This window comes from Neobacillus sp. BP17 (genome assembly GCF_059579525.1).
In genome coordinates, this window is sequence record NZ_CM184198.1 from 3925729 (window position 1) to 3940356 (window position 14628).

At 37.8% G+C, this 14628-nt stretch carries 17 protein-coding genes and 1 pseudogene; 2 read left to right on the plus strand and 16 right to left on the minus strand.

Annotation, left to right across the window (positions count from 1 at the left end; genetic code table 11):
• Positions 1–8 precede the first annotated feature (8 nt).
• The gene (locus AC4QJR_RS19030) at positions 9–83 is read right to left on the minus strand and encodes a YjcZ family sporulation protein (protein WP_142332963.1); all 75 of its coding nucleotides are present in this window, start codon (positions 81–83) and stop codon (positions 9–11) included.
• A 191-nt stretch (positions 84–274) separates the two neighbouring features.
• Between AC4QJR_RS19030 and AC4QJR_RS19035 the strand changes: the two genes are divergently transcribed.
• Complete coding sequence (locus AC4QJR_RS19035) at positions 275–865, plus strand: DUF502 domain-containing protein (RefSeq protein WP_098571969.1); 591 nt, start codon at positions 275–277, stop codon at positions 863–865.
• A gap of 44 nt (positions 866–909) precedes the next feature.
• Here the strand turns inward: AC4QJR_RS19035 and msrB are convergent, their stop codons facing one another.
• The 3 genes and pseudogenes from msrB to rsgA all read right to left on the minus strand — a co-directional run bounded on the left by msrB (position 910) and on the right by rsgA (position 3075).
• Positions 910–1344: a peptide-methionine (R)-S-oxide reductase MsrB gene (gene msrB / locus AC4QJR_RS19040; RefSeq protein ID WP_496523877.1), complete on the minus strand. Its 435-nt coding sequence runs from the start codon at positions 1342–1344 to the stop codon at positions 910–912.
• The gene (gene msrA / locus AC4QJR_RS19045) at positions 1334–1876 is read right to left on the minus strand and encodes a peptide-methionine (S)-S-oxide reductase MsrA (RefSeq protein ID WP_496523878.1); all 543 of its coding nucleotides are present in this window, start codon (positions 1874–1876) and stop codon (positions 1334–1336) included. The genes msrB and msrA overlap by 11 nt, the downstream gene beginning before the upstream one ends.
• 130 nt (positions 1877–2006) lie before the next feature.
• A pseudogene (gene rsgA / locus AC4QJR_RS19050) lies at positions 2007–3075 on the minus strand (ribosome small subunit-dependent GTPase A).
• Between the two features lie 342 nt (positions 3076–3417).
• Here rsgA and AC4QJR_RS19055 point away from each other — a divergent pair.
• The gene (locus tag AC4QJR_RS19055) at positions 3418–4170 is read left to right on the plus strand and encodes a DUF4397 domain-containing protein (RefSeq protein WP_375374977.1); all 753 of its coding nucleotides are present in this window, start codon (positions 3418–3420) and stop codon (positions 4168–4170) included.
• A 29-nt stretch (positions 4171–4199) separates the two neighbouring features.
• Here the strand turns inward: AC4QJR_RS19055 and AC4QJR_RS19060 are convergent, their stop codons facing one another.
• The 12 genes from AC4QJR_RS19060 to AC4QJR_RS19115 form a co-directional block, all read right to left on the minus strand.
• The gene (locus tag AC4QJR_RS19060; RefSeq protein WP_496523879.1) at positions 4200–4775 is read right to left on the minus strand and encodes a YpmS family protein; all 576 of its coding nucleotides are present in this window, start codon (positions 4773–4775) and stop codon (positions 4200–4202) included.
• Positions 4776–5606: an SGNH/GDSL hydrolase family protein gene (locus AC4QJR_RS19065; RefSeq protein WP_496523880.1), complete on the minus strand. Its 831-nt coding sequence runs from the start codon at positions 5604–5606 to the stop codon at positions 4776–4778.
• 105 nt (positions 5607–5711) lie between these two features.
• Entirely contained in the window at positions 5712–6290 is a 579-nt protein-coding gene (locus tag AC4QJR_RS19070) for an SCO family protein (RefSeq protein ID WP_251456825.1), read from the minus strand.
• Positions 6291–6371: 81 nt separating this feature from the next.
• A complete protein-coding gene (locus AC4QJR_RS19075; protein WP_375374979.1) occupies positions 6372–7538 on the minus strand; it encodes a Ger(x)C family spore germination protein in 1167 nt (388 codons plus the stop codon).
• A complete protein-coding gene (locus AC4QJR_RS19080; protein ID WP_496523881.1) occupies positions 7522–8643 on the minus strand; it encodes a GerAB/ArcD/ProY family transporter in 1122 nt (373 codons plus the stop codon). Before AC4QJR_RS19080 ends, AC4QJR_RS19075 begins: the two co-directional genes overlap by 17 nt.
• An 11-nt stretch (positions 8644–8654) precedes the next feature.
• Positions 8655–10172, minus strand: a complete 1518-nt coding sequence (locus AC4QJR_RS19085) for a spore germination protein (protein WP_496523882.1) — start codon at positions 10170–10172, stop codon at positions 8655–8657.
• A gap of 135 nt (positions 10173–10307) precedes the next feature.
• Complete coding sequence (locus AC4QJR_RS19090; protein ID WP_496523883.1) at positions 10308–11150, minus strand: DegV family protein; 843 nt, start codon at positions 11148–11150, stop codon at positions 10308–10310.
• A gap of 327 nt (positions 11151–11477) precedes the next feature.
• On the minus strand, positions 11478–11729 hold the full coding sequence (locus AC4QJR_RS19095; protein WP_098571958.1) for a DUF2535 family protein: 252 nt from the start codon (positions 11727–11729) through the stop codon (positions 11478–11480).
• Between the two features lie 306 nt (positions 11730–12035).
• Positions 12036–12776, minus strand: coding sequence for a twin-arginine translocase subunit TatC (tatC, locus tag AC4QJR_RS19100; protein WP_098571957.1), 741 nt, complete (start codon positions 12774–12776; stop codon positions 12036–12038).
• Positions 12777–12935: 159 nt separating this feature from the next.
• On the minus strand, positions 12936–13130 hold the full coding sequence (locus tag AC4QJR_RS19105; RefSeq protein WP_098571956.1) for a twin-arginine translocase TatA/TatE family subunit: 195 nt from the start codon (positions 13128–13130) through the stop codon (positions 12936–12938).
• Positions 13131–13338: 208 nt separating this feature from the next.
• Complete coding sequence (locus tag AC4QJR_RS19110) at positions 13339–13833, minus strand: dihydrofolate reductase (RefSeq protein ID WP_496523884.1); 495 nt, start codon at positions 13831–13833, stop codon at positions 13339–13341.
• Positions 13830–14624: a thymidylate synthase gene (locus AC4QJR_RS19115; RefSeq protein WP_098571954.1), complete on the minus strand. Its 795-nt coding sequence runs from the start codon at positions 14622–14624 to the stop codon at positions 13830–13832. Before AC4QJR_RS19115 ends, AC4QJR_RS19110 begins: the two co-directional genes overlap by 4 nt.
• Positions 14625–14628: the final 4 nt, after the last annotated feature.

Genomic DNA, 14628 nt, shown 5'->3' on the forward strand with positions numbered 1-14628 from the left:
GTTCACTATTAACAGCCCCAGCTTGCTCCGATAATGATCAATAGGATAAAGAGAACGACAATTAACGCAAACCCACCGCCGATTCCGCAGCCTCCTACTGGATATGCAGGGTATCCACAACCACAACCACCAAAACCACCATGTCCGTAAAACATGCACATTCACTCCTCGCAAAATTGTTTCTTAACACTGATACAATATGTAGTAGGTACTTGACCCGCATGTGCATTCGCCTATATTATGTTAGACAATGATAAAAATTGTAGGTGAAAAGATGAAATCGATAGTGAAAAACTTTATTAACGGTATTTTAACGATTGTCCCTATTATCCTCGTGGTCTATGTCATTTACAAAACCTTTCTATTTTTAGACGGTTTATTGGGAAATACACTGAGGCCGTATTTAAAAGAGGATTACATCCCTGGCATTGGCTTACTGTCGACCCTTATTTTAATTACTATATTGGGCTGGCTATCCACAAAATATATCTCAGGAAAGATCATCAGGTTAATTGATAGGCTTCTCGATAAAATTCCAGTTGTCAAAACAATCTATTCGGTTATTAAGGACACCGTGCAATCCTTTCTTGGCGAGAAAAAATCTTTTTCTAAAGTGGCCTTAGTTGTGATTCCAGGAACCGAAATGCGCAGTCTCGGTTTTATTACTTCTGAACAATTAGAGGACTTTTATTCTCCTTTAAAAGACCATGTGGCCGTTTATATTCCACAAACCTTTCAAGTGGCTGGGTTCACGTTTTTAATTCCCAAGGAACAAGTCGAAATTATTGACGTTAAGCCCGAGGATGCGATGAAATTCATTCTTTCAGGCGGGATGACATCGACTTCTAAACAAAAGTCAAAATAGGTCATCAGCCAGTAAAATTGAAAAAAGCCGCATAGCGCGGCTTTTTATTTTGATTCGAATAGCTTTGCGAACTCTCCGTACCCTTCCTCTTCGAGTTTATCACTTGGAATAAACCGCAAAGCGGCAGAATTAATACAATACCTCAACCCAGTTGGCGCTGGTCCGTCGTTAAATACATGTCCTAAATGGGAATCGGCTTCTTTACTTCTTACTTCGGTCCGTGTCATAAAATGACTAAAGTCAGCTTTTTCAATCACTTCTTCATCTTGAATCGGTTTTGTAAAGCTCGGCCACCCACAGCCAGCATCGAATTTATCCAATGAACTAAATAACGCTTTCCCCGAAACAAGATCCACATAGATGCCCTCTCGCGTTTCGTTCCAATATTCATTTCGGAATGGTGGTTCGGTGCCATTGTTTTGCGTAACTTCATATTGAATTGGAGTTAATTCCTTTTTCAATTGGTCTTTACTTTTCATATTTCTCCCCCCAATAACTTTGAATAAAGCCTGCACGTCCCGAGCCTACATGATAGGACTCATAATGAGCCCGATTTTTCTTATAATACAGCTGATGATAGTCTTCAGCTGGATAGAAGGTCTTTGCAGGCAAAATTGGTGTAACAATCGGCTTACTAAAACGACCGCTTTCTTGTAATGCTTGTTTGGACTGTTCAGCAAGTTCTTTTTGGTTCTCATCATGGTAGAAAATCGCCGTTTGATAAGACTGCCCACGATCATAGAATTGCCCGCCTGGGTCGGTCGGGTCGATTTGCTGCCAAAATAACTCCAGTAATTTCTGATAGGGAAAAATCTCTGGATCATACGTAATCTGGACTGCTTCAAAGTGGCCGGTTGTATCTGAGCATACTTGTTGGTATGTCGGGTTTTCAACCGTTCCCCCTGTGTAGCCAGAAATAACACTTTTAATTCCTGGCTGTTCATCAAATGGTTTCACCATACACCAAAAACAACCGCCAGCAAATGTTGCAACTTGAAATGACTTTTCCAAGGTCCCACCCCTTTAACTATATTTTCTTGATTAAAAGTATACAGAAAGATTTAGTAAAAATACAATTTCAAGGACCATAAAAAAGCTGAGCAAGTCATGGTCGATTTCGACTAACTTGTTCAGCTTTCCTTTAATAGCTTTTTCGTTGCTGTTTCATTTGTTTGTTCAAACTTTTCCATTGCTTTTTAACTTCAGCTTGGGCCCGTTTATCCGCCTTTCGTTCAATAAATGCTAATTCTTTTTGCAGTTTATTGTAGCTTGTTAACCGTTCAGCTGCTACCAATCCTTCTTCAATCGCCCTCACCACCGCACAGCCAGGCTCATTCATATGATGACAATCCCGGTAGCGGCACGAGGTGGCTAGTTCTTCTATGTCTGAAAAGGTTTCCGATAAACCGTCCGTGCTTTCCCAAAGCTGCAATTCCCTCATTCCTGGCGTATCAATCAAGACACAGCCATTGGGAAGAGGGATTAGTTCACGGTGCGTCGTAGTATGACGTCCTTTATCATCTGCCGGGCGGATATCCTGAACCACTTGTTTTTCCTCACCTAATAGGCGATTCGTTAATGTTGAATTTTCCTACACCTGAGGATCCAAGCAAAGCAATTGTTTTTCCCGGCTGCAAGAATGGTTCTAATTTCTCTAAACCACTCTCCGTTTCTGCACTCACAGCAAGCACAGGAACTCCCATACTTACTGCTTCAACCTCAGCTAACTTACGATCAAGATCCTGACAAAGGTCTGCTTTACTCAAAACAATTACAGGATTTGCCCCACTTTTCCATGCAAGCAATAGATAGCGTTCAATTCTCCTTAAATTCAAATCTTCATTTAATGAATTGACCAGAAACACTGTGTCGACGTTGGTGGCCACTATTTGCTCTTCTGATGTTAAGCCTGCTGACTTTCTTGAGAACTTACTATTCCGCGGCATGATGGCTAAAATCGTTCCTTTACCTTCGTTGCACCTCGGCTTTAGTGCAACCCAATCACCAACAGCTGGGAAGTCCTCTCGGTTGAGGGCATTAAAACTAAATCTCCCGGATACCTCACACAATAATTCCCCCTGCTCTGTCCAGACCCGATACATATGTTTATGTTCAAGTGCGACACGACCTAGAATTATTTCTTCATTTGTATTTAAATGATCAAAATGATGTTTTACCGTTTCAGTTAACCCCATTGCTACTAAATTCATTTATATTCCTCCAGCGAATCATTATTTTTACATAATAAAAAACCATAGGCACACACAGCCCATGGTTTATTCACTATTGGAATAAATGTACAAAGGAACCCTAACGAGGTAGACATTGGGCTGTGCAACTAACAATATTCAACTGACTGATTGCTTTCATTGTTTCATCTAACATTGCACGTCACCCACTTTCAAATATATGTGTTTTAAGTATATGTGTAATATTTCCATTTGTAAATATAAAGAGGAAAAAAATCTCAAATTTGTGCAAAAGAAGTTAGACACCTACCTATTTAAGCTTGAATAAATTATGATGTAATCCATTAGATAGGAGTTGATAATATGTCCGAGGAAAGAACTTATCCCGATTATCTTCAAAAAGCAGCTATGTATGACTTGTTGGCTCAATTTTATAAATATTCGTTTCCAAATTTACACATGCATTACTACCTAAAGCACATCCAATATATGAATAAAGCGATGAACTTCATGAGAACAAATCCCCAACCAGTCCAAGGAGAAGCGACTATTCGCGTTCTTCATACCTCTCCTGACTCCCCAAACGTTGATATTTATATTGATGGGCACCGAGTGATAAGGGGCTTACCATTTAATAATGTAAGTAGTTACCTATCATTAAAAGCAGGAAAACATCATATTGATATTTACCCAGCGGGAAATATGGTCGACAGTGTTTTAAATAAAAAGATTACCGTTGAACCTGGAAACTCGTACACACTTGCAACCATTGACACTGTGAAGAAAATGCGTTTGTTAGTTTTTCAGAATAAACCAGCAGTCCCAGCAAATGAATCAAAAGTTCGCTTTATCAACTTATCACCAGATACCCCGCCATTAGATATTGCAGTGAAAGACAGGGATGTGGTTTTCCCAAAAGTTTCTTATAAGCAGGCTACTGATTATTTAGGATTAACACCAATGACAGTAGATTTGGAGATTAGGGAGGCAGACACAAAAAACGTACTCTTACCGATGTCCAGAGTTCAATTTTTACCAAATGAAAGCTATACGATTGTGTTCGTTGGACTTACTAAAAATGAACCGGCATTCCAATTCATCAAAATTAAGGATTAAAAATAGGTGCCTCTAGTATAACGAGGCACCTATTTCACTGGTACTAATATCGTAAACCTAATGTCATCCTTTTTCAGGTCAAATTTGTCCGCTTTTAGCTTAATATCACTTTTTAATTTCAATTGTTGCATATTAATATAAATCAATCGATCTTTAGGTCTGATCTCAACACCTTTTGGGATTTTATAATTATTACTAATAAAATTTAGGACATATGAAATGGGAAGGTGTAAACTCCCGATTGTCATTGATTTTTGCTTTAATACCAAATCACCATTTTCAAGGGCATTCGGTTTAAACGTTAATTTCATATTTAATTCTTCACTAAAAAACGGTAAAGTACCATACAGTTCTACATCATCCCCCAGAACGACTTGATAGTCAATCGATCCCAAAGCCTCTTCTTTAAGATAATGATTAATTAACTGATTTAAATCATTCTTGTTGGATTTAACATGAAAGGAAACATGTTCACCCACCAGCCCCTTCGATTTGCTGGTTTCCGGGCCTTCCGATGGGAACATCATCATGGACAAAATAATAATAGCGAACAAAAGGTTGATTCCCAGCAAGATGAGGAATCCAATTTTCCATTTGTTTTTCATCTAATTCTCCTCTGTATTAACCATATATGGGGGCTTATCCAATCCAGGTAATACTTGTTCTTCTAAGGTCTCATTCAACCTTTGTGCAATCAACTCATAGCCTTTGTCATTTGGATGGAAATTATCAGTAAATAAAAGGTCTTCTGTTGCATTTAAAAACATATCTTCAATTGGAACAAAATAGGCATTTGGATAATTGGCAATGACCAATTGCCCCGTTTTATTCCAGTCAGCTACAATCTCATCCAACTCTTTTATTTCTGAAAACCACTTAGAAAATGGATTGTACAATCCCACTAAAACCACCTGTGCATGGGGATTCTCCTGATGAATAAGGTCCAAAATTTGCGTTAAATGATTATAATAGGATTCTTTTTCAGCAGTAAACTTAGATAGTTGAAGGTTTGCAATATTATCCTTGACTACTTTCATGATATCGTTTCCGCCAATTGTTAAAATAACCAAATCTGCCTTTTTAAGCGCACCTTTCAGTTCTGATGTTTTCAATCTTTTTAACAGTTGAGTTGTCCGATTGCCTTTTACACCATAATTATAGAAATCAACTTCCTTGATTCCCTTTTCTTTTTCAAGCATCGTTTCTAAATATGGCAAGTAGCCGCCTTTATTAGTACTATCGCCTACCCCTTGGGTAAGTGAATCGCCCGCAGCTAAGACAGTTAATTTACGGGGAACAAAATCAGCGGGAACTTGTGCAAAGGCTTGTGCAGCAGTTTTCTTTTCAGAATGTAGTGTCAACTGGTCAACTGGATTACATGAACATAGGAATAATACCGAGAGAATTAGAAGGGGGAACAACTTTTTCATCTTCATTTCACCTACCTTCTAAATTATTTTTATTATAGCACGGCTTTAATCATTCAAAACAATATGTACTATATCCTATTCCTGCCAAAAAAAATAGACCCGTCCAAAGGTCTATTGTAATGTTTTCATATCCTCAATTATTTCATCAAATGGAACATCCTTGTACCCATCATAGGATTTTCGAATATGTCCTTTCTGGTCTACTAAATAAAGGGAAGTCCCATGGATGACCTGATTTCCCTCTTGAGGCTTTTTAACCAGTGCTTTATAATTTTTCAAAGCAAAGTTTTCAATATATGCCTGTGAGTACCCTGTCAGGAAGGTCCAATTATTAAAATCGACTTGAAATTGCTCAGCATACCGTGTCATTACTTCCGGCGTATCTACCGTTGGATCGACACTGAATGAAACAAATTCAATATTCTTCAATCCTTCATCCTTGACCATTTTTTGTAATTTCGTCAGATTCGCTGTCATCGGTGGACAGACATCTGCACAACTGGTGAAAATAAAGTCTGATATCCATACTTTTCCCTTTAAATCCTTTAAACCAAAGGATTTATTGTCTTGATTAGTAGCTGTAAACTCCTTTACAGGCCAATCGACTGCGTTTTCTATTTCTTTTTGTCCACATGCCGTCATGATCAAAGTAAATAGAACCACGATAATTAATAAAAACCTTGCTTTCATACGATCACCTGCAACCTTTATTCTATTCCATTTCGTGATTAGTTTAACAAAGAATTTAAAAAGAAGAAAGGATTTGGTTTGTTAATCAATTACACCGGTTCGTTCTATTGTATTTTTGACGTGCACATCAAATGTTACATCCTTATATACCCTGTCCCACTCTTCCTTTGTGATTGTTTTTCCTCTGAGATGTGCTTCATATTCATTTCCAAGTCCAACGGGATCAATTCCTAATTCCTTAAAACGAAGCAGTAATTCTTCAACCTTCTTTTTCATCTGTTGGTCAAACTTTTTTTGAAGAAATTTTACGGAAGCAGGTTTACCTAAATCCAAGGCTTGAGTCATTTCTAATACCCTTGAATCCAATTTAACATCTACTCGAAAGTGGAGGTTTTTTTTATTGACTAACTTAATTTTAGTCTTACTCCGAATATTATCAACAGTAACATAGATTTTACTAAATATAGGTTTCCTGGTGTAATTTTCATTTTTTAGGATAAGTTTTTTTAATTGTTCCGTCTTGAATCCCATTTCTTTTGTTCCGGCTTTATATTTATCCACTAATATTTTTAAATAAAAAAGATCACCTTGCTTTAATTCATCCACTAAACGGTCTTCTTGAAAAAGGCCGACCCCAGAAATAATCACATCTTTTCCCTTAACTTTTAGGATAGGCAGCACAGGGTCCCTGCCAATATCATAATAATTATGGTTAAACTCATGCAGTGTTGGAGAAATAACTTGTTCGCCCTCAACATTTTGTTTGATTAAATTGTACATATATGTCCCTAGGTTTAAATTCCCTTTATTTCTATTTTCAATTTGCATAATTTCTGAAGCCGTTTGATCAGCTATTGTTAAATAGACCATATTTCCAATTGCGGCATCTCGATTTAACGTGTCCACCAGTTGAATAATACCTTTTTTTGCCAGTTCTCGACTATAGGTAACCGAACGAAGTTGTCCTGAAACAAGCTTCTGATTGGATTGAAGATTTTCTTGTTGTCTTAAACCTTTGGTTGTTTTAGCATAAGATGTAATTACTTTCGTTGCCGCTCGCGTCATCGGATCAAATTTCTGAACAACCGCAGTTCCTTTAATTTTATTTTTTCCTGCTAAATCATAACCTGAGGTCGTAATTAATCCCAATTTTTCAAGTGGCTTTTGCTGTATACAACCAGCACAGAGAATCATCGTCATCAAACATATTGTCCAAAGAATTAGATTGCATTTAGGAAGCTTCTGCACTTGATTTCTTCCTCCTTAGGAACCATTTTTTCACCAATACCAGCATTGAAAGGAGTACAGGATAACAGAAGGCAGATAAAAATCCGAGTTGCGCAACAAAATCAGACAATTCATTCATTTGATACCTTGCTTTAATAAAAAACGAGCCACCCCATACGAGGATACCGATAATCCAAATCCCCTTTTTTTGTTTCCAATTAATAATTCGATTAAACCCCTTAGATGCCGCCCACAAATAGGCGCACATGTTTGGCAAGATGACTAACATCCAAAAAGAAACGGCAATAAATTCAAACCGTTCTAAGTTTGGTAACCTAACAATTTTAAACATTGATAAAACAGGCCAAATAGTCCGAGCCAACCCGTTTTCAGCGAAGAAAGTAATGCACACCATTGTCACAGCCGTGAAAAATACCGTTGTATATAAGTTCGCTATTTGTGTGTACATAAATATCTTTTTTTTATCTTTTACATATGGATATAGGAACATAAGTAGTTCAAAGCCCATAAGTGATAAAGAGGTTTTATAGACCCCATAAATAATGTGCTTCAGATCTGTGTTTAAAAGAGGCAGCAAATTTTTAGGATCAGCATACTGCATTGGTACAACTAGAATAAAAACCATCCAAAGAGTCCCTAAGACAGACATAAAAGCTACACCGACAATGATACGAATGCCGCCATTCACGGCATAAATGGTTAGGAGGATCAGAGCAAGCGATATTTGCCATGTGGGCATTTCGGGAAAAATCCACACTTGGATAATTTCAATATAATTCATCAAGATCACAAAAAAACTTATGGTCATATACATCATATAAAAAACATTCAATGCATTCCCAAGCCATTTTCCAAACACATCTACTTGAATCCCATATAAATCTGCACTTTCATATTTTTTAAGCATGAGAACTATCATCGCTAAGACAAAAGCCGAAAATAATCCTCCGAGAAAAACAGAGATCCACGCATCGTGTTTTGCTGCTATATAGACAATTCTAGGTAATCCAACAATTCCTACGCCTGTTTGTACAGAGTGTATAAAAAACATTACCAGGAATGCATTAACCAATAATCCTTCTTTTGGCTGCACATTTATTTTCATCCTGACCGCTCCTATTCATCTACATCCTTTTTTTCAACACCTTTATGTTTAGGAAAAAGCTGTTTGTCCACAGGACGATTTGTTAACGGCCTGTAGGATAAATATTGAGTCGGAAATTTGATAATACTGTACCCTAAGTCCTTCCATCTAAAGGGATAGATAGGGGTAAGGTAGGGCCTCCCAATGGTGGTTAATCTTAATAGGTGAACTAGAATAAAACAAAACGAAAACATAATCCCAATCCCCCCCCAAATACCCGCTAAAATTATGATTGGAAATCGAACCATCCGAATGGCAGTACCCATTAAATAGCTAGGTGATGTAAAAGACCCAAGGGCACTAAGTGCAATAATGATAATTAAGATATTACTTGTAAATCCTGCTTGTACCGCTGCCTGTCCGATGACGATACCGCCAACGATACCCATTGTTTGACCTACTTTAGTAGGGAGTCTTGCGCCAGCCTCCCTTAAAAGTTCGATGACAAATTCTAAGAGAATGGCTTCGAGGACTGGTGGAAATGGAACATTTGCCCTTGATTGACCAAGTGAAATAAGCAGTGCTGATGGAATAACCTCATAATGATAGGTCAAAACAGCCACATAAGCTGGAGTCAATAAGACTGAAAGAAAAATTGAAATAATCCGCAGCATCCGTAAGAAAAAGCCCATATTCCAACGCATATAGACATCTTCGGTTGATTCAAAGAAACTAAGGAAGGGTGTTGGACCATAAATAGCCGACGGGGACCGGTCCATTAATACTGCCACTCGCCCCCTCATCAAGGAAAGAGTGACTCGGTCTGGCAGTTCGGTTGACATAATTTGCGGGAAAATCGTCCAGCTATTATCCTCGATTAACTGCCCTAAGACCGTCGTATCCGGTATGTAATCATATTCTAAATCCGTAACCCTCTGCCGAAAGGTATTCACATTTTCTTCATCTGCGATATCCTTAACATAGACAAGTTTTCCAGGGGTCTTAACTCTTTTTCCAATTGTGATATCTTCCATACACAATTGTGGATCTTTTAAATTACTCCTAATAATATTTAAATTACCAATTAGAGATTCGGTAAAAGAAATCTTTGGCCCATAAACAAGTGACTCGGTTTCTGCCTTTTCAAGGGATCTTTCCACAGTTGAACCGACATTGGCAAGTATCCCATAAGGTTCACCATCGATATAAATGTACGATTTTCCTTCTATTAAGGAGGAAACAACTTCTTTTAATTGATTAGCAACCGAAAGTTCAGCAATCGGGAGAATCTGTGCAAGACTTTCCGTTGTCCATTCATTTTGTGTACTTTGCTGGACAGGTGACAAGAGAAATTCATCAAAGCTTGTTTTATCAATGAGGCTGCTTAAAAAGCAATAGACAATTTTCTTCCCATTTTTATTTAAGGTTCGAAAATTCAGATCTGAACAATCGCCTATCGCTGTTTCCAATTCTTTCTTAAGATCATCCACATTTAAACTATGCGGTTTCTTATCCTCTGATCGTTTATTTTCCGATTTCCGCTTAAACATAAGCAACACCTTAACCATTCAATTTTTTTTATCTTTACCAGAACAACTAATATTATCCAAAAGAAAAAAACAGAAGGGTGTCAGGCACCATGCGAAAAAATTCACATGGTGCCTGACACCCTTCGTTTGATAAATTTATTCAAAATAATACATTAAAGCGATTGTACCAGGCCCAGTATGGGTACTAATGGTAGGACCTGTATAATCAATTGAAAGATCCTGATAGCCTGTTAATTCTGAGATTGCTGCTTTTAGTTTAGAAGATAGTTCAATCGCTTCGGCATGAACAATGCCTGCACCAAGAATGGTTTTCTCTTTCACATCTTCCGTAAATTGTTTAGCCAAGTATTTAACCACCTGCGAATGACTTCGAACCTTGGCAACGGGGTTGTATTCAGCCCCTTCAAGGGAGGCAATCGGCTTGATATTTAATAACGAGCCAATAAATGCCTTCCCTTTTCCAATTCGGCCGCCCTTCACCATGTTTTCAAGTGTATCGACCATAATATAAAGTTTAGTATTTTCACGTATCTTGTCTAGGCGTGATAGAATTTCCTCAATACTCTTTCCCTGCTTCGCCATTTCCGCTGCTTCCTTAACCTGGAACTGGAGCGCCAACGAAATAAACTTCGAGTCAACAACCGTGACTTTAGTTTTTGTCATCTGTGCAGCGCTTTCAGCTGAACGAACGGTACCGCTCATTTTGCCTGTCATGTGGATCGATAAAACCTCATATCCTTCATCTCCGAGCCGGTCGTACACTTCAAGGAAGGTTCCAGCCGACGGCTGCGAACTTTTAGGTAATTCGTTAGATTGGTTCATCACTTGAATATATTCAGCCACATCTATGTCTACTCTATCTAAGTATGATTCTCCATTTATAGTTACGGACAATGGTACTACTACAATATCAAGTTTTTCGGCTATATCTAATGGCATGTCCATTGTTGAATCGGTTACAATTTTAATTTTTCTCAAAAAAGTCACTTCCCTACCAGTACTGCTTTGTATTATACAGTTAAGTGCAGTGGAAAGGAATAACATACATCACTTTTGATGATTTTTTAAAATTAGGCTGTGTTAAACTTGTCTGTTGATTTCCGTTCCAGGCACTTCGCTTTCCGCGGGCGTGCCGGGGAGCCTCCTCGTCGCTTTGCTCCTGCGGGGTTCCCCTGCCCCGTACTCCCGCAGGAGTCTTCGCGCCTTCCACTCCAATCAACAGAGTGCTAAAATCAACATTAACCTTTAACACAGCCTAAAATTAAAAAGCACCGCTGGGGGAATCCCTGCGATGCTCTGAATGCATTAAGCGTTATTCTTTAATTCTCCTATTTTAAACAAGCGTTCATAATCAGGCCATTTCATGATCTTTTTCAAATAATCTTTAAAGGAATAGCATTTTTTCAAGCTTTTTTCCTCGTAGAGCGACGTAACATACGTCTGTAAACGGACTTGGATCATAAATTTATAAGCGCTATCTTCCTCCAATACAGGAATTTCAATAATTTTAACCTTCTGTCCAATATCATTTTTGAACTCTAGGCTCTTGAATAACAAAATATCAATCCTCTTTTTCACCCGTTTGTGTATATTATACACCCAATGCGGTTCGAAATGTGTCTTATTCTGCTTGGAATGAGAAATATTTATGAATTTTTTAATAGTCATTAGTTATTACCCAATAATAAAAACAGGTCAATATGATGGGCTGGTTTTCTCATCAAGGTTGGTTAAAATAGAAGACTTTCATGAAAACCGTAACTACTTTAAATTTCAGTCCTGGATGAAAGAACTGAACAATTGCTAAAAAATTGCCCCCATTCCTATTGAAATGAGGGCTCACTTTTTGCTATTCCAGCTTATTTACGCTTCAACCATTTCTTCTGTTTCCTCTTCTTGCTGCTTTTTCAACCGTTTACGGTAAACAAATTTTGATAGATTAATGCTGATTTCATAAAGCAATAAAAGTGGTACGGTTACCACAAAATCAGACATAAAGTCTGGTGGCGTGATGACGATCGCGATAATAATAAGCACGAAGTAAGCATATTTACGAATTTTTGAAAGAACAAACGGATTGATAATACCCAGCGAAGTTAAAAACATAACAACAACTGGAAGTTCAAATAATACCCCGAATGGCAGCGTCATGTTTAAGATAAAACTAAAATATCTTTCGGCTGTGAAGTTTGTGACAAACATATCTTTACCTATGTTCACTAAAAAGTCTAACACCATAGGGAAAATGACAAAATATCCAAAGGCTAGTCCAATAATAAATAAGAAAAATAAAGCTGGAACATAGGAAAGGGTTATTCTTCTTTCATTCGGTTTCAATGCTGGTCTGACAAACAGCCAAATTTGTAAGGCGAGGACAGGAATGGTTCCTGCCACGGCAATTACGGTTGCCAGCATAAAATAGATCCACATAATATCACTAGGGCCGAGAACTAGTAATTTTTCATTTCCAACAAACCATTTATAGATATCATCAACATAAATAAAACCGACAATAAAAAAAACTACAAAGGCAAGTGCAGAAATAATAATCCGTTTGCGCAGTTCTTCTAAATGATCCACTAAATTTAATTCTCTATCATCCATGTACTTCCCCTGCCATTATCAAAAGATTAAAAAAGAGCACGTGCTTGTACTCTAGGTAAAACAACTTCAGTTATGATTATATACGAAATGTACCATGAAATTCCTTAGTCAAAAGGATATTTATAAAGAAGAAAAGGCGTAAGACGGAAATCTCACACCTTATTTAGTCAAGTTTTTCTTTTCTTCATCAATGTCGCTCATTACATCATCTGTGAGTTCACGAGTAGACTTTTTAAATTCCTTTAAGGTTTGTCCGAAAGCACGTCCGATTTCTGGAAGTTTCTTAGGTCCGAAAATAATTAATGCAAGTGTTAAAATCAAAATCAATCCGGGTACTCCGATATTTGAAAACATGGATGTACAGCCCCTTTAATTGTTATGTTATTGCTACTATGATTATATTACCTAAAATTCAATTTAGGTAAGTTATCATCAATAATTCATAGTAATTTCACAATATCAACTAAACATCATTGTAATATTTAGTGTTTCTTATCACATTATAAATTACTACTGACAATTTAACAATTACAACTAATGAAGTCAATCATTTAATTGTTATTTACACATTAGACTTTCGATTATATATTCTAAACTCATAATCATACGGATTTTTATCATCTCTTAGGCCTTTTTCAAGAGAAGCTAATTCCCATTCGCTTGAATCAAACTCAGGAAAAAATGTATCGCCTGGAAATTTATCATGAATAAGCGTAATGTAGAGCCGGTCAGCAGCACTGAATGTCTCTTTGAATATTTCTGCTCCGCCAATCACAAAGATTTCATCGTTTTCCTTCTGGCAATACTTGACAAACTCCTCAACGGAGGTAATAACCGTACAATCTTCACTGTGGTAATCAGCTTGGCGGGTAATCACAATATTCTCTCTGCCTGGAAGAACACGGCCAATGGATTCATGCGTTTTTCTTCCCATCGCAATGGGGTGGCCCATTGTAACCCGCTTAAAGAACTTTAAATCCTCAGGTAAATGCCAAGGAAGTTGATTATCTTTCCCAATCACTCTATTTTCGTCCATTGCGACGATAAAGGAAATCATACACTCACCACTCCTTTTATATGTGGATGTGGGTCATAGCCTTCAAGTGTAAAGTCTTCATACTCAAAAGAGTAGATATCTTTAACGGACGGATTTATTTTCAGGACAGGCAAAGCACGAGGCTCTCTCCCCATTTGTAACTTTACTTGTTCGAGATGATTTTGATAAATATGAACATCACCGAATGTATGGATAAATTCGCCTGGTTCTAGGTCACATACTTGGGCGATCATCATTGTTAGAAGCGCATAGGATGCAATGTTAAACGGAACGCCAAGAAAGACATCTGCTGACCGTTGGTACAGCTGACAGGACAATTTACCGTCTGCCACGTAAAATTGGAACATGCAGTGGCACGGTGGCAGCGCCATGTTGTCAATTTCCGCCACATTCCAAGCATTAACCAGAAGTCTTCTGGAATTAGGATTTGTTTTGATTTGGTCGATGAGTTCGCTAATTTGATCAACAGTTTTACCGTCAGCCCCTGTCCATGATCGCCATTGGTGGCCATAGACCGGACCCAATTCACCGTTTTCATCGGCCCACTCATTCCAAATACGGACGCCATTCTCCTGTAAATATCCAACGTTGGTATCTCCGTTTAAAAACCAAAGTAGTTCATAGATTATTGATTTTAAATGCAGTTTTTTCGTAGTCATGAGCGGAAAGCCTTCCGCTAAATTAAATCTCATTTGGTAACCGAAGGTGCTAATCGTGCCCGTACCTGTTCGGTCGCCCTTTTCGTTTCCATTTTCAAGGACATGCTTACATAAATCTAAATATTGCTTCATCCCG

Coding starts and splice junctions, on each gene's coding strand:
- AC4QJR_RS19035 (WP_098571969.1), top strand. CDS start 275: ATGAAATCGATAGTGAAAAACTTTATTAACGGTATTTTAACGATTGTC.
- msrB (WP_496523877.1), bottom strand. CDS start 1,344: ATGAAAAGTAAAGACCAATTGAAAAAGGAATTAACTCCAATTCAATAT.
- AC4QJR_RS19055 (WP_375374977.1), top strand. CDS start 3,418: ATGTCCGAGGAAAGAACTTATCCCGATTATCTTCAAAAAGCAGCTATG.
- AC4QJR_RS19060 (WP_496523879.1), bottom strand. CDS start 4,775: ATGAAAAACAAATGGAAAATTGGATTCCTCATCTTGCTGGGAATCAAC.
- AC4QJR_RS19065 (WP_496523880.1), bottom strand. CDS start 5,606: ATGAAGATGAAAAAGTTGTTCCCCCTTCTAATTCTCTCGGTATTATTC.
- AC4QJR_RS19070 (WP_251456825.1), bottom strand. CDS start 6,290: ATGAAAGCAAGGTTTTTATTAATTATCGTGGTTCTATTTACTTTGATC.
- AC4QJR_RS19080 (WP_496523881.1), bottom strand. CDS start 8,643: ATGAAAATAAATGTGCAGCCAAAAGAAGGATTATTGGTTAATGCATTC.
- AC4QJR_RS19085 (WP_496523882.1), bottom strand. CDS start 10,172: ATGTTTAAGCGGAAATCGGAAAATAAACGATCAGAGGATAAGAAACCG.
- tatC (WP_098571957.1), bottom strand. CDS start 12,776: ATGGATGATAGAGAATTAAATTTAGTGGATCATTTAGAAGAACTGCGC.
- AC4QJR_RS19105 (WP_098571956.1), bottom strand. CDS start 13,130: ATGTTTTCAAATATCGGAGTACCCGGATTGATTTTGATTTTAACACTT.
- AC4QJR_RS19110 (WP_496523884.1), bottom strand. CDS start 13,833: ATGATTTCCTTTATCGTCGCAATGGACGAAAATAGAGTGATTGGGAAA.
- AC4QJR_RS19115 (WP_098571954.1), bottom strand. CDS start 14,624: ATGAAGCAATATTTAGATTTATGTAAGCATGTCCTTGAAAATGGAAAC.